This window comes from Pontibacter sp. H249, assembly GCF_037892465.1.
GTDB lineage: Bacteria > Bacteroidota > Bacteroidia > Cytophagales > Hymenobacteraceae > Pontibacter.
Genome location: NZ_JBBKTR010000007.1, coordinates 1 through 17443 on the forward strand (window position 1 = coordinate 1; position 17443 = coordinate 17443).

Sequence of the window (17443 nt, forward strand, 5' to 3'; positions counted from 1 at the left end):
TAGGTGAATCACTGCATCAAACTTATACGCTGAGAAGATATCCTCTACAAAGGCAGCGTCCACAATGTCGCCCTTCAGGAAGGTGTAGTTCTCTTTCTCCTCAATGTCTGCCAGGTTAGCCAGGTTGCCGGCGTAGGTCAGCTTGTCGAGGTTGTAGATCTGGTAGTTCGGGTACCTGGTGACGAACAGGCGCACCACGTGCGAGCCGATGAAGCCGGCCCCTCCGGTAATCAATATCTTCATGCTTATACTTTAGCTGATTCTTTTTGTAGGGACAATTGCCAGTCCCAGGCGCTTTTCATGGCTTGCTCAAGTGTACTGGTAGTTTTAAAGCCTAATACCTCTGTGGCTTTGGTTACATCGGCGTAGATCTTTGGCACATCGCCTACACGACGCGGACCTATTTTATAATTTAGCTTTTCGCCGCTTGCTTTCTCGAATGCTTTTACTGCCTCTAGTACTGTGTTGCCAGTACCGGTACCTACGTTGTAGAATTCTATACTTTCGGCCTTGTTCTGAAGTAATCTTTCCACAGCTGTTACGTGTGCTTTGGCCAAATCTACTACATGTATGTAGTCTCTGATGCACGTACCGTCCTGTGTATCGTAGTCGTCGCCGAAGATAGTGAGCTGCTCTCTGATACCAGCTGCTGTTTGTGTAATAAACGGCACCAGGTTGTTCGGAACACCAAGCGGTAACTCGCCAATTCTAGCTGAAGGGTGCGCCCCAATTGGGTTGAAGTAACGCAGGGCTATACTTTTAACGTTGCTGACACTTATTGCCAGGTCCGTTAAAATCTCCTCGCACATCTTTTTAGTATTGCCATACGGCGAGTTAGCTTTTTGCACAGGCGTTTGCTCTGTAACCGGCAGTTTATCCGGAATACCGTACACCGTGCACGATGAAGAGAACACCAGGTTGTATATTTGCTGCTCTTCCATTACCTGCAGCAGCGTAACCAGAGAGCCTACATTGTTCTGGTAATACTTAAGGGGCTCTGCCACCGACTCGCCAACGGCTTTGTAAGCAGCGAAATGGATAACACCTTTAATGTCTTGCTCCTGCTCAAATACACCACGCAGCGCGTTTGCATCGTTGCAGTCAATTCTGTGGCATTTTATGTCGCGGCCAAGTATAGCCTGTATGCCATCTAAAGCACTCTCCTCTGAGTTAGAGAAGTTATCTACAATAATTGGTTCGTAACCGGCCTCCACTAATTCCACAACAGTATGTGAGCCAATGTAGCCCGCTCCGCCTGTTACAAGTATCTTTTCCTTTGCCAAAATTTTAAAGTTTGTTCTGTTATAAATTTATCGTTTCTGATATTAAAATACACTCCCCTTCCTGCAGTTGGTATACTTCGCCGGTTTCAGGGCACATAGCTTCATTTTGTTTGTTAAACTCTAGTTTATGCCCATAGCGGCTCACCCAGCCATGCTGCACCCCCGGCACACCATAAACCAGTGCAAAGGCAGATACATTTTTCGTAACCACAGTTCCTGCACCCACTATAGCATATTGCCCTATCTCCGTGCCACATACCACCGTAGCGTTAGCTCCTATACTTGCACCTTTTCGTACCAGCGTCTGCCTGAACTCACTTTTTCGGCTCACGAAGCTGCGCGGGTTTAGTACATTGGTAAATACCATCGAAGGCCCCAGGAAAACATCGTCCTCGCAAATAACGCCGGTATATACAGACACATTATTCTGTACCTTCACGTTATTGCCCAGCACCACCTCCGGCGACACGACTACATTTTGGCCAATGTTGCAGTTATTCCCAATCCGGCTGCCCGTCATAATGTGACTAAAATGCCATATCTTGGAGTTGCTGCCAATATGAGCGCCCTCATCTATCACTGCAGTTTCATGCGCAAAGTAATCCATCTCTACTTTAATGTATTAATGTGTGAGTCTCAAAATGTAGAGCACCTGAGCTAACAACGACAAAGATAAGAGTTTATAGAATAATTAGCTTGTATATAATTTATCTTAGCTGGTATAGCCTTATACTACTTTAATGCTTTTACTATGCGGTCTTTGCCATACAGGTCCTGCACTACCTCAGCCCTGCTAAAGCCATTATCTAGTACCAGCTGCTTCACTTCCTGCCCATAGCGTTCGTTAATCTCGAAGTATAATCCCCTACCTTCTTTCAGTAAATTGTGGGCAAGTGCGGCAATACGCTTGTAGTATTTAAGCGGATCAGTATTCAGCACAAACAGCGCCAGGTGCGGCTCATACTCCAGTACATTCTCGCGCATCTGTTCTTTCTCCAGTTCAAGCACATAAGGTGGATTACTGGTAATGATATCTAAAGAGGCAGGCGCTACACTTTGCAGCGGCTCAAACACATCCTGATGTAGCCACCTAATAGACAAGTTATACTTTGCAGCGTTAATCTCTGCTACTTCAAGGGCTCCGTCTGATACCTCTAAACCGTATACTTTTTCCGTATTTAGATTAGTAGCCAACGCAATAGGAATACAACCGCTTCCGGTGCAAACGTCTAGTATCTGTAGTTCACGCTGCCCCTGATGCTCCTTCACAATTAGGTCAACCAGCTCTTCGGTTTCCGGCCTAGGTATCAGCACGCGCTTGTCTACATAAAGGTCCAGCCCGTAGAAATGCGCCTCTTGTAACACATACTGTATCGGCTCGTGCTCTTGCAGGCGTTTTATGGCTTCGTTTATACTTTCCTCTTGTGCTGGCTCCACCTCTTCCTGCTGCTTCAGGCTAAGCTCTAACCTCGACTTCTGTAGCACATGCTGCAGCAGCCGCTGCGCTATGGCACCGGCCTCCGGCTCTGGGTAAGCCTCCTGTATACTTTGCCTGATATGCTGCTGAGTTTGCTGTATGGTTGCCACGGTTATACTTGCTTTGTTTCAGATTTAGGTATCTTTGCAAAAGTAGGTTTTTGGGAATTATGAATGATGAATTCTAAACTAAGAATTACGTGTTGGTGTGTAACAGGGATTACCTTATACGTTAACTCTTTAATTCTCTAGCTCCCAAACTCTCTAAATCTTTAACTCCCAAACTTAAGCCATGTCCGATGAACTATACATGCAACGTGCCCTGGAACTAGCCAAGTTGGGTAGCGGCTACACCAGCCCTAATCCTATGGTGGGGTGCGTTATTGTGCACAAAGGACAGATTATTGGGGAGGGTTGGCACCAGAAGTATGGCGGACCGCATGCCGAAGTAAACGCCGTAGCTGCCGTGGACGATAAAAGTATACTGCCCCAAAGTACAGTGTACGTAACACTGGAGCCATGCTCACACTTTGGCAAAACTCCACCGTGCGCCGATCTGCTTATAAGCCATGGAGTAAAGAACGTAGTTATCTGCAACACCGACCCAAACCCGCTGGTGGCCGGGCGTGGCATTAAGAAGTTATTTGATGCTGGGGCGCAGGTTAAAGTTGGTGTGCTGGAGCAACAAGGGCTAGAGTTGAATAAACGTTTTTTTACTTTCCATAGCCAAAAGCAGCCATTTATACTTTTGAAATGGGCTGAGACTGCTGATGGTTTTATAGCCGGAGCAGACTACAAACAGGAGCAAATAAGCGGGAAGTTGGCACAGCGCCTCGTGCATAAGTGGCGTTCTGAAGAGCAGGCTATTATAGTGGGCAAGCATACCGCGCTGCACGATAACCCACGCCTTAACACCCGCCTCTGGAGCGGCCAAAACCCGCTACGCATTGTAATAGATAAGCAACTGCAGCTACCTCAGCACCTGCACCTCTTCGACAGGACCCAACCAACGGTGGTGTATAACCTTATAAAACAGGAGGAACAGGAGAACTTATACTTTGTGCAGCTACAGGAGCAAAAGCCTTTACTACACCAGATTATGCAAGACCTGCACCAGCGAAGTATACTTTCGGTAATGGTAGAGGGAGGCACCTTCCTGCTGGACAGCCTGCTACAGGCAAATTTGTGGGACGAAGCTATAGTATTTAAGAGCAGGCACAAAATTCTGGAAGAAGGCATAAAAGCCCCTCTCATAGATGCACACCTGTACACCACTCAAACCTTAGGTCCCGACCAGCTGTTGCACTACCGGAATTCATAGTCATTCGTTGTTTCAAAAAGCACCAACAAATTAAATTTATTCAGTCAATCACTCATTCAAAATTAACTCATGGCCGAATCACTTATAGTAGATAAAAGCCTCAGCAAAGAGGAGAAATACAAAACATTGCTTCCGCAGATAGAGGCACTAGTAACTGGCGAAACAGATCTTATTGCTAACATCTCTAACTTAGTTGCAGCCTTAAAGCAAGGCTTCGGCTTTTTTTGGGTAGGCGTATACTTTAACAAAGAAGGTCAGTTGGTACTGGGGCCGTTCCAGGGGCCGATTGCCTGTACACGCATACCTTATCATAAAGGTGTTTGCGGTGCCAGCTACACGCAGCAGCAAACTATACTTGTACCCGATGTAGAAGCCTTTCCGGGCCATATTGCCTGCAGCAGCGACTCTAAATCAGAGATTGTGGTGCCAGTGATTAAAGATGGTGAGGTAAAACTGGTGCTAGACGTGGACAGCGATAAACTAAACGACTTTGATGAAGTTGACCAGAAGTACCTGGAGCAACTGATGCAGTTGGTAGCAAGCTGGTATTAGTTTTTTGACAAAGGACGGCTTGACAAAGGATTTGATGCTGTAAGTTTAGCGGCAGTATAACTTGTAGCTAAGTATGGTAGCATTTAACGGATATTAGCAAACCTCGCGGCGTCTTTATGACCTGCGAGTGTCTTACCCTATGAAGCACAAGCATCCTTGCCAGACGCTCGCAGGAGCTGCGCGCACTGGGCCTATAAATAAAAATGCCGCTGCAAGTATAAATTGCAGCGGCATTTTTATGATTTTATGTCCTATGTCCAGAACCTTACCCGAACAACGTTGGCGGAGGTGTTTTAAGCTGAGCAATTACAGTTTGTCCGCCTTTTGTTTTCTGGCCTAGCTCGGCTTTAATCTCTGTATCCAATGGTACAAAAATATCTACACGAGAACCGAATTTAATAAAGCCGAACTCCTCGCCCTGGCTTACTTCGTCTCCTTCGTTTACATACCATACAATACGGCGTGCCATTGCTCCGGCAATCTGTCGGAACAATACCTCAGGACCAGCAGTAGACTCTACCACCACTGTTGTACGCTCGTTCTGCGTGCTTGATTTTGGGTGCCAGGCCACAAAGTAGTTGCCCGGGTGATATTTAAAATACTTTACAATGCCAGATACCGGGTTACGTGTAATGTGCACGTTAATCGGCGACATAAAGATAGAGATCTGCTTGCGCTTGTCTTTGAAATACTCCGGCTCCTCTACCTCTTCAATTACGACCACTTTACCATCGGCCGGGGCAATAATTAGGTCATCGTGCAAAAGCAACGTGCGATAAGGACTACGGAAGAACTGCAGGACGAGCAGAAAAAGTACTACGGAAACACCTGTGAAAATTCTGTTAAAAGTATTGTTGTTCGCGTTGAAATTGTAGAGCAAAAGGTTTAGCACTACCAGGATCAACAAAGTAAAAAATAGAATTCTTCGTCCTTCTTTGTGAATTTTCATTCGAGTTTCAGTTATCCGCAGGTACTTTATATAACTTATAATAGCCCATCCTGTTTAGTGGATGGGCTATTATCCTGCTTCAAAATTATATAAACTTTTGAATTTTCTACTAAAAAACTTCTCTTAGAAGCCTCCGCGATACTTATATGTCATGGCAACTTTATCGATAGCCACAATATAAGCTGCAATTCGCATTGGTACATTGTACTTCTGAGAGGCAGCATACACACGCTCGAAAGACTCGTTCATGATACGCTCTGCACGCTCATTTACGCGATCCAGTGTCCATTTAAAGCCCATGCGGTTTTGCACCCACTCAAAGTATGACACCGTTACACCACCTGAGTTTGCCAGAATATCTGGCACAACCATAATGCCTTTCTCGTTAATAATCTTATCAGCTTTGTAAGAAGTTGGTCCGTTAGCACCCTCCACAATTAGCCTAGCCTGAATCTTTTCAACGTTATGGATTGTGATTACATCCTCTACAGCAGCTGGTACTAATACATCAACTTTAGAAGTCAACAAATCATCCGGATCTATCTGCTCAGCGCCTTTGTATCCTTCTAAACGACCATTGTTGTTGTTCTTATACTCAATAGCCTCTTCGATATCGATACCGTTGTCGTTCCAGTAAGCACCGCTTACGTCACTTACACCTAGTATCTTCACACCGCGCTCAGCCATCAGTTTTGCAGCCCACGAACCTACGTTTCCGAAGCCCTGTACGGCAGCTGTAGACTTAGTAGGGTCCATGCCTAGTTTATCCATGGCAGCCATTGCCGACACCATTACACCACGGCCAGTTGCCTCTACACGGCCAAGCGAACCACCCAATACAAGCGGTTTACCGGTTACCACTCCGTGCTCTGTAGAGCCTTTAGTTTTAGAGTACTCGTCCATCAACCAAGCCATTTCACGTGGCCCAGTACCCATATCTGGGGCAGGAATATCACGGTCAGGACCAAAGATATCTACCAGAGAAGAAGTATAAGCTCTTGTTAAACGCTCTATCTCACCGGCAGACATAGAATACGGATCGCAGATGATACCACCTTTTGCACCACCGTAAGGAATATCCACTACAGCACACTTCCAGGTCATCCAGGCAGCCAGGGCCTTTACTTCATCCAGGAAAACGTCTGGAGCATAGCGAATACCACCTTTAGACGGACCCAAAATAGTAGAGTGCACTACACGGTATCCCTCAAACACACGCACTTTGCCGTCGTCCATTGTAACAGGTACGTTAACGATCACCTGGCGCGCCGGAGATTTCAGAACATTGTACGTTTCCTCGTCAAGCCCCAATACTTCAGCCGCAATATTAAATCGCGACATCATCGATTCGAAAGGATTTTCTCTGTCCTTTATCGGTGCAGGCTCTTTATATAACATCATCTACTATAAATTTTAGCGTTGATTAATGATTTTATGGCAGTAAAGTTGAGAATTATACTTACAACCTCAAGCAGATAAACGAAAAATATTTTAGAAGATTTTAAGGAAGGCCACCACGAACGGGATAGCCATCAGCAAGCTATCGAAGCGGTCTAATATTCCGCCGTGGCCAGGAAGAAGTGTTCCGGAGTCTTTTACGCCTAAACTTCGTTTTAACAACGACTCTGTGAGATCTCCTAAAACACCGAATACTGCCACTATTATGGCAACTCCTATCCATTGGTAGGTTTGTAAGTCTGTAAAGAAGAGTGCCAGCACGTAGCCTACTACGATAGCAAGCAAAGTACCTCCTATCCAACCCTCCCAGGTTTTGCCCGGCGAAATGCGCTCAAAGAGTTTATTTTTACCAAAGTTCTTTCCGGCGATATAAGCTCCTGTATCAGATGCCCAGATCAGCAGCATGAGGCCAAGTATAGGTTGCCAACTGTAGTCCCCCTCTATAAAGGCAAGTGTGTGTAGCAACCCGAATGGGCCGGCAATATAAGCGGCCCCCATTAAATTAAAGGCAATATTGGTAAAAGGGTGAGGGTGCTTTCGGTACATCTCTAGTATAAAAACCGAAAACACCAGCGGCACAGACAGGAACAGCAGTTCAGGCTCCATCAGCTCCTTCTCCACAAGAAACATCGAAGTATAAAACACTGCCCCCAACACCAAGCCTGCTCCCCGGTGGGGCATAATACTCTGCACCTGCACCAGCCTGTAAAACTCAGCGATACCCAACAATGTTAACCCCAGGAACAACAGAAAATATGTCCATTCGCCAATAAGTATACTTCCTATAAATACGGCTGCACCCAGCACACCCACAATAATTCTTTGGCTTAGGTTACTAAGTGTAGATAATTTGTTGCTCATGTAAGGAGGTTAGGTTGGCCTGTGGCCTTTATTGCAATTTAAAATTAGCCGCAGCCGTTAAAGTTCTTCTTCCTTTGGCCGTATGCCCGACTCTGCCTCGGCTATACTTGCCTGGCGCACTGGCAGCGGCGAAAACTGCTGGTACAGATAGTATAAAACCCCTGCTGTTAACAGCAACGAAATGATTACCCATATCCAAGGCATTGCCTCTGTGCTTTCTACATCAAAGTTTATTTTTCCTGTTTGCTGCAAGTATAGCAAAAATACAGTAAAGCCGTTATTTACAAAGTGCGCAATTATAGGAACACTAATACGGCCCGACCAAAAATACAGGTACCCAAACATAGCACCTAATACCATGCGCGGCACAAAACCAAAGAACTGCATGTGTATGGTTGAGAAAACAATGGCTGCTAGCCAGATAGCAACATGCATGTTGTCGAACCAACGGTGCAGCTGGCGTTGCAGTATACCTCTAAATACTAATTCCTCGCCTATGGCAGGTATAATGGCTACCACAACAATACCAACCAGCAGCTTAGGCACGGAGCTAAAGTCGGCAATCAACTTTGTGAGCTCTGCCATTTCGTTTTCTTTGGCCCTTGCCCACTCAGCAAAGTTTTGCATAAATTCCGGCAGTTCCAGCTTGGCGTTCCAGTCTATTACTAAAGAGTTAGCCGGCATCAGCACCACTATCAGTATTCCGCTAAGCAGCAGCAGCAAAGCAGATGGCCTTACTTTCCAGTTAAGGTAAGTATCGAGGTTATAACCAAAAGATCGTATTAAAAACAAAGGTGCCACTACAAAGGAGAAAAACTGTAACACACCTTGCATTAGCAGCATCATGTTAGCACCTTGTGGGTTGCTGGCCGGATTTTCGGCAACGGTAGTGAATTCAAGTATAGATATCCCAAAGACCCAGGTTACAAGTAAACTGAACACGAAATAAGCGATAAACATACCAGCCGTCATAAAGCCCAAGAGCAGTAAAAGCACCCAAATCGGGTGTGTATCTTTGGAGATGAAACCTTTCATACTAAAGTTTAGGTTTGTTAAAGAGTACAATTATATTTTGTTTTTAGGCTACGAAAAAATGTGCCAGTAAGCTGCCTTAGGTTGTTTTTTAGCTCATAATGCTAGCTTTAAACTGCAAAAACAGACCTTAGCAAAAACTGATGCCATACTTTCCGCATCCAAAAACAGGATTTAAAAATACTCTGACGTAAATTTACGTGAAAAATTAGATTTTACTTTGGTAAAGATAGCGAACATAGAACTGGGTGAGTTTCCGCTGTTGCTGGCACCAATGGAGGACGTGAGCGATCCGCCGTTCCGGAAGGTGTGCAAGGCTAATGGCGCAGATTTAATGTATACGGAGTTTATTTCTTCGGAAGGCTTAATACGTGATGCCGCCAAAAGTGTGCAGAAGCTTGATATCTTCGATTACGAACGACCTATTGGCATACAAATATTCGGTTCCGACATCGACTCAATGCGCGAAGCGGCCATTGTTTCGTCTCAGGCCGGGCCAGACCTAATTGATATTAATTATGGCTGCCCCGTAAAGAATGTAGCCTGTAAAGGTGCCGGCGCCGCTTTGCTGCGCGATGTGCCTAAGATGGTAAAGATGACGGAGGAGATTGTGAAGGCTACTAACCTTCCGGTTACTGTTAAAACCCGTTTGGGCTGGGACGAGAACACCAAGTATATCGTAGAAACTGCCGAGAGGCTCCAGGATATTGGCATACAGGCGCTAAGTATACACGGCCGCACACGCGTGCAAATGTATAAAGGCGAAGCCGACTGGACATTAATCGGTGAGGTTAAGAACAACCCACGCATGAAGATCCCGATCTTCGGAAACGGTGACATTGATTCTCCACAGAAAGCCCTGGAGTACCGCAACAGGTATGGCATAGACGGCATTATGATCGGCCGTGCTAGTATCGGATATCCTTGGATTTTTAACGAGATAAAGCATTACATGAAAACCGGTGAGGTTTTGCCTGGCCCAACGTTAGAGGAACGCGTAGAAGTATGCCGCCAGCACTTTACCCACTCGCTGGAGTGGAAAGGCGAAAAGCTTGGTATTTTTGAGATGCGACGTCATTATACTAACTACTTTAGAGGCTTGCCGCACTTTAAGCCGCTGCGCATGAAGCTGGTACAATCCGAAGATATCCAGGAAATCTATGACACACTGAATGAAATTGTCGCTACCATGGCTTATGAGGAAGTGCAGTAAAGCCTAGACGAATTTAATAACTTATTCCATAACATCCCCTGCTCTACCGGCAGGGGATGTTCCTTTTTGTAGAAGGAGTATTCGCAAGAAACGGGTTGAGATTATGGAGTAGTCTTATGTACTTGCCCTTGAAAAGTATAAGTGTACAGAACCTTAGCCAAATCCAACTATGTTAATTGCCATGGTTCAGCAAATCATATATTAAACAAAGATTAACCCTTACTTTTGCAGATAAACTTTTACTCCTTATTTCTCTAGCTATCAAAACAGCAACAACTACCGCAGTTCAAGAAACCTCTACTCCGCCAGTAGCCTGGGTATTAGTGGTTATACTTGCCCTTATTTGGGGCACCTCGTTTATACTTATCAAAAAGGGATTAGTGGTTTTCTCATCTGATGAGCTAGGTGCCCTGCGCATGGTAATTGCCTGCGCTGCGCTGCTGCCGTTTGCTATAAAAAACCTGCGCAAAGTGGAACCAAGCCGATGGAAGTTCCTATTAGGCAGCGGCCTTCTCGGCAATTTTTTTCCTGCTTTTCTTTTTGCCATTGCCGAAACGCGCCTGGCCAGCGGCCTGGCTGGTGTACTCAATTCTCTTACGGCGCTTTTCACCTTGCTTGTAGGTGCTATGTTTTTTAGCCAATCTATTACCTGGATGCGTATGCTTGGCATCATTATCGGTATTGCAGGCACAGCCATCCTTATCTTTACCGGAAACGGCAACGCTGAATTAGACAACATGTACTATGGTTTATACATTGTGCTGGCGACTATCTTCTACGGCACAAGCGCCAACATTATCAAGCACCGCCTGCAAGGCATGAAAGCTCTTGCTATCTCCAGCTTAGCTTTGCTCACCGTTGGTCCTGTAGCATCGGTTTACCTTTTTACTACTGATTTTTTATATAAGCTGCAGCATGTGCCGGGAGCATGGGAGGCACTCATGTATATTGCCATACTTGCTGTATTCAGCACTGCCATTGCACTGGTTCTTTTCAACAAGCTTATCCATATTTCCACAACCCTGTTTGCCAGCTCTACTACCTATCTAATACCGGTAGTGGCACTTATGTGGGGTGTTTTTGATGGAGAAACCATTCACCTGTGGCACTACCTGGGCATGGTGGTTATACTTGTGGGGGTATTTATTGTAAATAGAGCCAAGTAAGTTAGCATCTATTAGATTGCAATAACATCTGACGTAATTAGATTATTGTAAATTTATTAACCACATCAGTTTTAAAGAGCCGACCACGAATATTAATAAATAGGTAGTTTATTATATATTATTCTTTAAATTGTAAACTGAATCGTGCTTTTATACTTGTATATCATCTCACAGCTGATTAAAAGTATAATTACAGGCACAGAACAATATCATTCTCTTTAATAGAACTATACTTTTACATTACTATCAATTACTAGAATACTTTTTATAGCTGCTCTTACTGCTGTGCACTGTAAGACAGACTACTTTTGAGCAAATACCAATTTACTTTAATATACAATTTTTATCTATTAACTAACCAACAGTAACCTTTTTATGAAGAAACCTTTACTACTCTGCCTCTTCCTTTCGTTGTGGTGGCAAGGTATGGCGCAAAAGCCGCAGCTGCAGGATGCAAACAGCAGCAAGCCTGTCAGCAAAACACGGGCAATATCTCCAGATAAATTGCTCACCTCTGAAAAAACCAGTAAAGCGATTAATGTAAATACTGCAAAAAAAGCAGTAACTACAACGGCCTTTGGCTCATCTGATTTTCCGGTATACTGGCCTGATCGCCTTTATGTGAAACTAAAGAATGGGCAAACCCAATTCCAGACTTTTGAGAATAAGGCATCAAAACAAGATAAGGCTGCATCAGACTTGGTTAACTTGGCAGTGCAACGTTATGAAGCTACTCGTGTAGCAGAATTGCCAAGATCACCTAAACTTCCCGCTTTCAAAAACACCTACGAAGTAGTAGTTGAGAACGAAAGCAAACTGACCCAGTTATTGCTGGAGTTAAACATGATGCCCGAAGTAGAATATGCTGAGCGCGTACCTTACTATGTTACCTCGGTTTCTCCAAACGACCCTGATCGTTCTCCAAATGACCCTAGCTTTAAAGATGGTCACCAATATGCCATGAACAAAATCCAGGCGGTAGAGGCATTTGGCATTCATACTGGCACTACCAAAACTTTACTTGCCATCGTAGACGATGCAGTTCTTTCATCCCATCCGGACCTGACTGCTAACATTGACCTGGCAAAAAGTTATGATGTAGCTGACAAGGATAATAATACACACCCACCATCATCCGGTGTAAATAAGGCTAACCAGAACGTTTTCTCGCATGGTACTCACTGCGCAGGTATCGCAGGTGCTGTAACCAACAACAGTGTAGGTATAGCCGCCGTCAGCAATAACTTAGTATCAGTTATAGGTGTAAAATGTACATCTGACAATACACCTAACACTCGCTCTATTGAGCGCGGCACGGAAGGTGTTATTCATGCAATCAACCAAGGTGCTAGGGTTATAAGCATGTCTTATGGTGGTGCTGGGGCTAGCCAGACGGTGCAGAACATAATAAATGAAGGCACTGCCAACGGCATTGTGTTTATTGCAGCAGCCGGAAACGACAACATAGAAACCAAGCATTACCCTGCCGCTTACGATAATGTAATTGCTGTAGCGAGCACAGACGCTAACGATTTAAAGAGCAGCTTCTCTAACTACGGTACATGGGTTGACATTTCTGCACCAGGCTCAGGTATATTAAGTACTGTAACCGGAGCTGATGGCTCAAGTGGAGCTTATATTTCCTATAACGGCACATCCATGTCAACGCCTATGGTGGCAGGTATGGTTGCTTTAATGCTCTCTGAAAACCCTAACCTTACTCCACAGGCTGTAACACAGATCTTAAAATCCACTGCTGATCCGCTAGAAAGTGTACAAGGTCAATCTGCTGCACTTGCTGGCAAATTAGGCGCGGGCAGAATTAATGCTTATAAAGCTATACAGGCAATAAAGGGTATAACTAATACAGAAGCTCCTACAGCTATAACTGACCTTACAGTTAGCCAAACGACACAAACTTTTGTAAACTTAACATGGAAAGCTCCTGCTATTAATGCAAGTGAGGCTGCAACACTTTATGATGTGCGCTACTCCACTTCTCCTATCACGGCAGATAATTTTGGGGCGGCAACAAAGTCGAAGAACAACATTTTCCCAGGCTCGCCAAATGCTGATCAGCAACTCACTATTCTGGGCTTAACCCCAAACACAACCTACTACTTTGCCATTGTCTCTAAATCATTTTACGGAGAGTCTTCTCTTATCTCAAATGTAGCTACTACTACTACACAAGTTGCACCAATTATAGGCGCTACACCTGCCTCTGTTGTTTTTAACATTAATAGAGACAATGGCAGCGCAGCAACTCAAGATGTAAGTCTTAGCAACACCGGCTCTGCTCAATTGCAGTATAATGCCGCCATTATACCATCATCTGGAGCAAACCTTAGATACTTTGACAAGGAAAAAGCTACTGCAGACAATAGCTTTGGCTTTGGTAACAGCAGCTTTATCGCCGCTACTAAGTTTAATGCTGGCACACGCGGATTTAACCTGACACACGTTCAGAACTACATCAATAATGCTAGTACTGCTAGCACACAGGTAATAGTACGGATCCGAAAAGGCGGGACCAATCCTGGTACTGCTTCATTGTTAGCCGAACAAACAACAAATGTTACAATACCAGCTGGGGGTGGTTTCCAGACAATACAGCTAAACCAACCTCTATCTATGCAGGCGAACGAGACTTTCTGGGTTGAGTTTGTTATTCCTGCCGGGCTTTCTACGCCACAAGGTATTGATGATACAGGAGCCAGACCAGGCGTATTTTTCCTGAGCAGCGATGGTGGCGCTAATTACGGCGACATGCAGCCAATGGCAGCTTTCCTTAACACCGCTGCATTGAAAATGCGTGCTATCAACTCTGACTGGATCTCTATCAGCCCATCAACTGGAACTTTGAATACAGGTTCATCGCAAAATCTAGAGATAGGCGTTGATGCTACTAACCTGGTAAACGGCACCTATCAGGCCAACTTGCTTTTAACAAGCAACGATCCTGTAACACCTACTATAAACAGACCAATAACTGTTACTGTAGCTGGCGGGCAGCCAACTCTTGCCTTAGGGTCTACAGCTATTGATTTTGGTGCTTTGTTTGTTGGCTCAAACAGTACAAAAAAGGTTTTAGTAAACAATACAGGTGTTGCCGCATTAGTTATTAACTCAGCAACTATAGCTGGCGGCGAGTTTACTGCCACAGACTTTGCTGTTTCGCCTGCGACACCTATTACAATACAACCTGGTACACAGCAAGAGCTAAGTGTTAAATTTACACCTTCTAAGAAAGCTGATTTAAATGGCACACTTACACTTGCCTCTAACGATCCGGCTACACCAACTGTAGAAGTGAATCTTACATCTACATTATTAAGCCCACCGGTTGCATCTCTATCTGCCGAGAACTTAAATTTAGAAATCGATACAAGAGAATCCACTACGGCTTCTTCTAATGTAACTATTCAAAATAATGGCGAAGCAGACCTAAGCTATACTTTACAAGCTATTACTGATCCTACCTCTACTATAAAGTATGATTTAGATGCTAACCCTACCAGTTTAATAGGCACAGGTGGTACGTTACATACTGCTATGAAATTTGATGTCATTACTGACAACTTCATGCTTACCCATGTACAGAACTACTACAGAACGGAAGGCGCTGTAAGGCCAATTACTATAAAAGTATACAAGGGTGGCAGCACGCCTACCACAGGCACACTTTTAGAGGAGCAGACATTTACTTCTACAGCTGCGGCTGGCAACAATGGTGCTTATATAACCATTCCAACGAAACAGCAGCATAAGTTTGTAAAAGGGGATGTTTTCTATGTTGTCTTTACTTTCTCTGGAATTACTTACCCACAGGCTTATAATGCAAATAACCCGAACCCTCTACGCAGTTTCCTGAGTACAAATGGATCTTCCTGGGTTCCTGTAGAAAATGCCTCCTCGAGTTTTGCTAATAGCACTTTCAAGATTAGAGCGCTAGAAATGCCACAATGGTTAAGTGTTACACCAACTTCTGGTACGCTTTCCCAAGGTGCTACGGCTAATGCCATAATACAGGCAAATAGCACAAGCTTAGTTAGCGGCACTTATACAGGTCGCATTTTAATGTCTTCTAACGATCCTGCTACGCCGCAGCGTACAGTTAATGTGTCTCTGATAGTACAAAGAATGCCGCAGCCACAGTTTAGTGTTGACTATACACAGCTGATCACTGGGCAATCTATTACTTTTAATAATACATCTGTTGACGCAAACGCATATGAGTGGGCTTTCGAGGGTGCAGAGCCATCTACCTCTACAGAGGCTACACCAACTGTAAAGTATAGCACACCTGGCACATATAAAGTAAGCCTTGTAGCTAAAAACACAGAAGGTAATAAAGTATCTGAGCCGCTTGTTAAAGAAGGATACATAACGGTTGCCAACAATTACTGTAATGAACTTAATGCTCCTTTCCAAGGCACTTTGTCACTTTATACAGTAACAGGAGGAGGGCATGTAACAGGAAATAATAAATATGGCGATTTAGCTAAGGTTAACTATTTCGCGTTTAACCGACCAAGTTCTTACATTAATAGTTTAAAGCTATACTTTGGCCATGCAGAAGCGGCTACAGCAGATGCAACTGTAACTATAGCTGTATGGAACAGCAATGGTACAGGCAACTCACCTGGTGATATTATAGCGTCAAAAGAAGTAAAAATCAGCTCTATTGTTGCCGACGTTGAGAACGACAGGCTTACCGAAATAGTTTTTGATGCTCCAGTAGCGCTAAGCGGCAGCTTCTTTGCCGGTGTAATCCTAAATCAAGAGGCTGGCAACTCGGTGGCACTTTACAGCAACAGAAACGGAGAAACTACTCCGGGCATTGCTTGGGAACAGTGGAATGATGCTACTTGGGCTCCTTTTTCAGCTGGCTGGCCAACACTTGCGAACATAGCACTTTACATCCAGCCGTCTATCACACGTACTATTACTCCTCTTACTGCGGCCTTTAACTTTATAGAACCAAATAAAGCTGAAGCCTGCGTAGGCAAAAATGTATTCATCAGTGCATCTCCTTCAACTGGTGTAGCACGTTATGAGTGGTTCCATGAGGGCGCAGAAGCCACTTATGTAGAAGGTAAACATGCTTATTTAGTTTACAACACTCCGGGTACTTACACTATAACATTAAAAGTGTATGATACCTGCAACGGAGTTGCTACCATCAGCAAGACTATAACTGTTATTGACTCTCCTACTGCAACAGTAGCAGCATCAGGAACTACTAGCTTCTGTAAAGGCGGTTCTGTTACGTTAACTGCTCCAACCGGTGAAGGCTATACTTACCTATGGTCTAATGGAGAAACAACTAAAGCTATAGAAGTTGCAGAAAGTGGCAATTATACCGTAACTGTTACCAATGAAAACGGTTGCTCTACAACTTCTGCCGCAACAACCGTAACTGTAAACGAGCTTCCATCTAAGCCAGTTATCACACAAAACGGAGCGGAGCTTACTTCTAGCGCTGCAGCTGGTAACCAGTGGTACTTAAATGGTAGTGCTATACAGGATGCTACTGAGCAAGTATATACAGCTACTGCATCTGGTAACTATACTGTAAGAGTAACCAATGCTAATTCTTGTCAGTCAGAAATCTCTGAAGAAGTTGCTGTCACAATTACTTCAACTGCGAAAGAGCACCTGACAGCAAATGGCTTACAAGTTTATCCAAACCCTAGCACAGGCAAGTTTACAGTAACCTTTACAGTAAATAAGCTTGAGAAAGTAAGGTTAGTTCTTGTAAACAATGTTGGACAGATAGTACTTGAAGAAATACAATCCAGAGCTGCAGGTACTCACGATCAGCTGTTAACAGCAGCTAACTTGCCAACCGGAGTTTACTTCCTTCAGGTTCATGCAAATGGTAATGTACAAACAAGAAAAGTAGTAGTTAAACGCTAACACTACAAATTCTTGACATATAAGCCCCCTGCAGTTTATGCAGGGGGCTTTTTTTATACTTTAATTAATCTTAACAGTCTAACATTTCCGATGTGATTCATACGTCTCATTTCAGCCTACTAGTATAGCTTTTTTACTTCAGCATCATTATTATATATCTGAGAGATACAAAACGAAGCTCAACAGTAACTAGCAATGCTTATTGTGAAA

13 protein-coding genes are annotated in these 17443 nt (G+C 44.2%); 5 read left to right on the forward strand and 8 right to left on the reverse strand.

Annotated features, from left to right (window positions below):
* The 4 genes from WG943_RS10440 to prmC all read right to left on the reverse strand — a co-directional run.
* Positions 1-243 (reverse strand): GDP-mannose 4,6-dehydratase (locus WG943_RS10440; RefSeq protein ID WP_340408776.1); only part of this gene is annotated, 243 nt, incomplete at its 3' end.
* A 2-nt stretch (positions 244-245) separates the two neighbouring features.
* Positions 246-1283, reverse strand: a complete 1038-nt coding sequence (gene galE, locus WG943_RS10445; RefSeq protein ID WP_340408777.1) for a UDP-glucose 4-epimerase GalE — start codon at positions 1281-1283, stop codon at positions 246-248.
* A gap of 19 nt (positions 1284-1302) precedes the next feature.
* Positions 1303-1890 carry an acyltransferase gene (locus WG943_RS10450; protein WP_340408778.1) on the reverse strand — a complete coding sequence of 196 codons (588 nt, stop codon included), beginning with the start codon at positions 1888-1890 and terminating at the stop codon, positions 1303-1305.
* A gap of 125 nt (positions 1891-2015) precedes the next feature.
* Positions 2016-2870, reverse strand: a complete 855-nt coding sequence (gene prmC / locus WG943_RS10455; RefSeq protein WP_340408779.1) for a peptide chain release factor N(5)-glutamine methyltransferase — start codon at positions 2868-2870, stop codon at positions 2016-2018.
* Between the two features lie 181 nt (positions 2871-3051).
* Here prmC and ribD point away from each other — a divergent pair, with 181 nt between their 5' ends.
* Both ribD and WG943_RS10465 read left to right on the forward strand, forming a co-directional pair.
* A complete protein-coding gene (gene ribD / locus WG943_RS10460; RefSeq protein ID WP_340408780.1) occupies positions 3052-4080 on the forward strand; it encodes a bifunctional diaminohydroxyphosphoribosylaminopyrimidine deaminase/5-amino-6-(5-phosphoribosylamino)uracil reductase RibD in 1029 nt (342 codons plus the stop codon).
* A gap of 69 nt (positions 4081-4149) precedes the next feature.
* Positions 4150-4632 (forward strand): GAF domain-containing protein, encoded by a 483-nt coding sequence (locus WG943_RS10465; protein ID WP_340408781.1) that lies wholly within the window; start codon positions 4150-4152, stop codon positions 4630-4632.
* 265 nt (positions 4633-4897) lie between these two features.
* Here the strand turns inward: WG943_RS10465 and WG943_RS10470 are convergent, their stop codons facing one another.
* The 4 genes from WG943_RS10470 to WG943_RS10485 form a co-directional block, all read right to left on the reverse strand.
* Positions 4898-5581, reverse strand: a complete 684-nt coding sequence (locus WG943_RS10470) for a phosphatidylserine decarboxylase family protein (protein ID WP_340408782.1) — start codon at positions 5579-5581, stop codon at positions 4898-4900.
* A gap of 123 nt (positions 5582-5704) precedes the next feature.
* Positions 5705-6979: a Glu/Leu/Phe/Val family dehydrogenase gene (locus WG943_RS10475; protein WP_340409042.1), complete on the reverse strand. Its 1275-nt coding sequence runs from the start codon at positions 6977-6979 to the stop codon at positions 5705-5707.
* Positions 6980-7072: 93 nt separating this feature from the next.
* Positions 7073-7900, reverse strand: a complete 828-nt coding sequence (locus tag WG943_RS10480) for a phosphatidate cytidylyltransferase (protein ID WP_340408784.1) — start codon at positions 7898-7900, stop codon at positions 7073-7075.
* Between the two features lie 57 nt (positions 7901-7957).
* The gene (locus WG943_RS10485; RefSeq protein ID WP_340408786.1) at positions 7958-8935 is read right to left on the reverse strand and encodes a CPBP family intramembrane glutamic endopeptidase; all 978 of its coding nucleotides are present in this window, start codon (positions 8933-8935) and stop codon (positions 7958-7960) included.
* 217 nt (positions 8936-9152) lie between these two features.
* On the opposite strand from WG943_RS10485, the gene dusB reads away from it, so the two are divergent.
* From dusB to WG943_RS10500, 3 genes are all read left to right on the forward strand, one after another.
* The gene (gene dusB, locus WG943_RS10490) at positions 9153-10145 is read left to right on the forward strand and encodes a tRNA dihydrouridine synthase DusB (protein ID WP_340408788.1); all 993 of its coding nucleotides are present in this window, start codon (positions 9153-9155) and stop codon (positions 10143-10145) included.
* Between the two features lie 176 nt (positions 10146-10321).
* On the forward strand, positions 10322-11311 hold the full coding sequence (locus WG943_RS10495; RefSeq protein ID WP_340408789.1) for a DMT family transporter: 990 nt from the start codon (positions 10322-10324) through the stop codon (positions 11309-11311).
* Positions 11312-11686: 375 nt separating this feature from the next.
* On the forward strand, positions 11687-17233 hold the full coding sequence (locus WG943_RS10500; RefSeq protein WP_340408791.1) for a S8 family serine peptidase: 5547 nt from the start codon (positions 11687-11689) through the stop codon (positions 17231-17233).
* The last annotated feature ends 210 nt before the right edge of the window (positions 17234-17443 follow it).

Coding starts and splice junctions, on each gene's coding strand:
- WG943_RS10475 (WP_340409042.1), bottom strand. CDS start 6,979: ATGTTATATAAAGAGCCTGCACCGATAAAGGACAGAGAAAATCCTTTC.
- ribD (WP_340408780.1), top strand. CDS start 3,052: ATGTCCGATGAACTATACATGCAACGTGCCCTGGAACTAGCCAAGTTG.
- WG943_RS10465 (WP_340408781.1), top strand. CDS start 4,150: ATGGCCGAATCACTTATAGTAGATAAAAGCCTCAGCAAAGAGGAGAAA.
- WG943_RS10470 (WP_340408782.1), bottom strand. CDS start 5,581: ATGAAAATTCACAAAGAAGGACGAAGAATTCTATTTTTTACTTTGTTG.
- WG943_RS10500 (WP_340408791.1), top strand. CDS start 11,687: ATGAAGAAACCTTTACTACTCTGCCTCTTCCTTTCGTTGTGGTGGCAA.
- WG943_RS10485 (WP_340408786.1), bottom strand. CDS start 8,935: ATGAAAGGTTTCATCTCCAAAGATACACACCCGATTTGGGTGCTTTTA.
- WG943_RS10450 (WP_340408778.1), bottom strand. CDS start 1,890: ATGGATTACTTTGCGCATGAAACTGCAGTGATAGATGAGGGCGCTCAT.
- WG943_RS10480 (WP_340408784.1), bottom strand. CDS start 7,900: ATGAGCAACAAATTATCTACACTTAGTAACCTAAGCCAAAGAATTATT.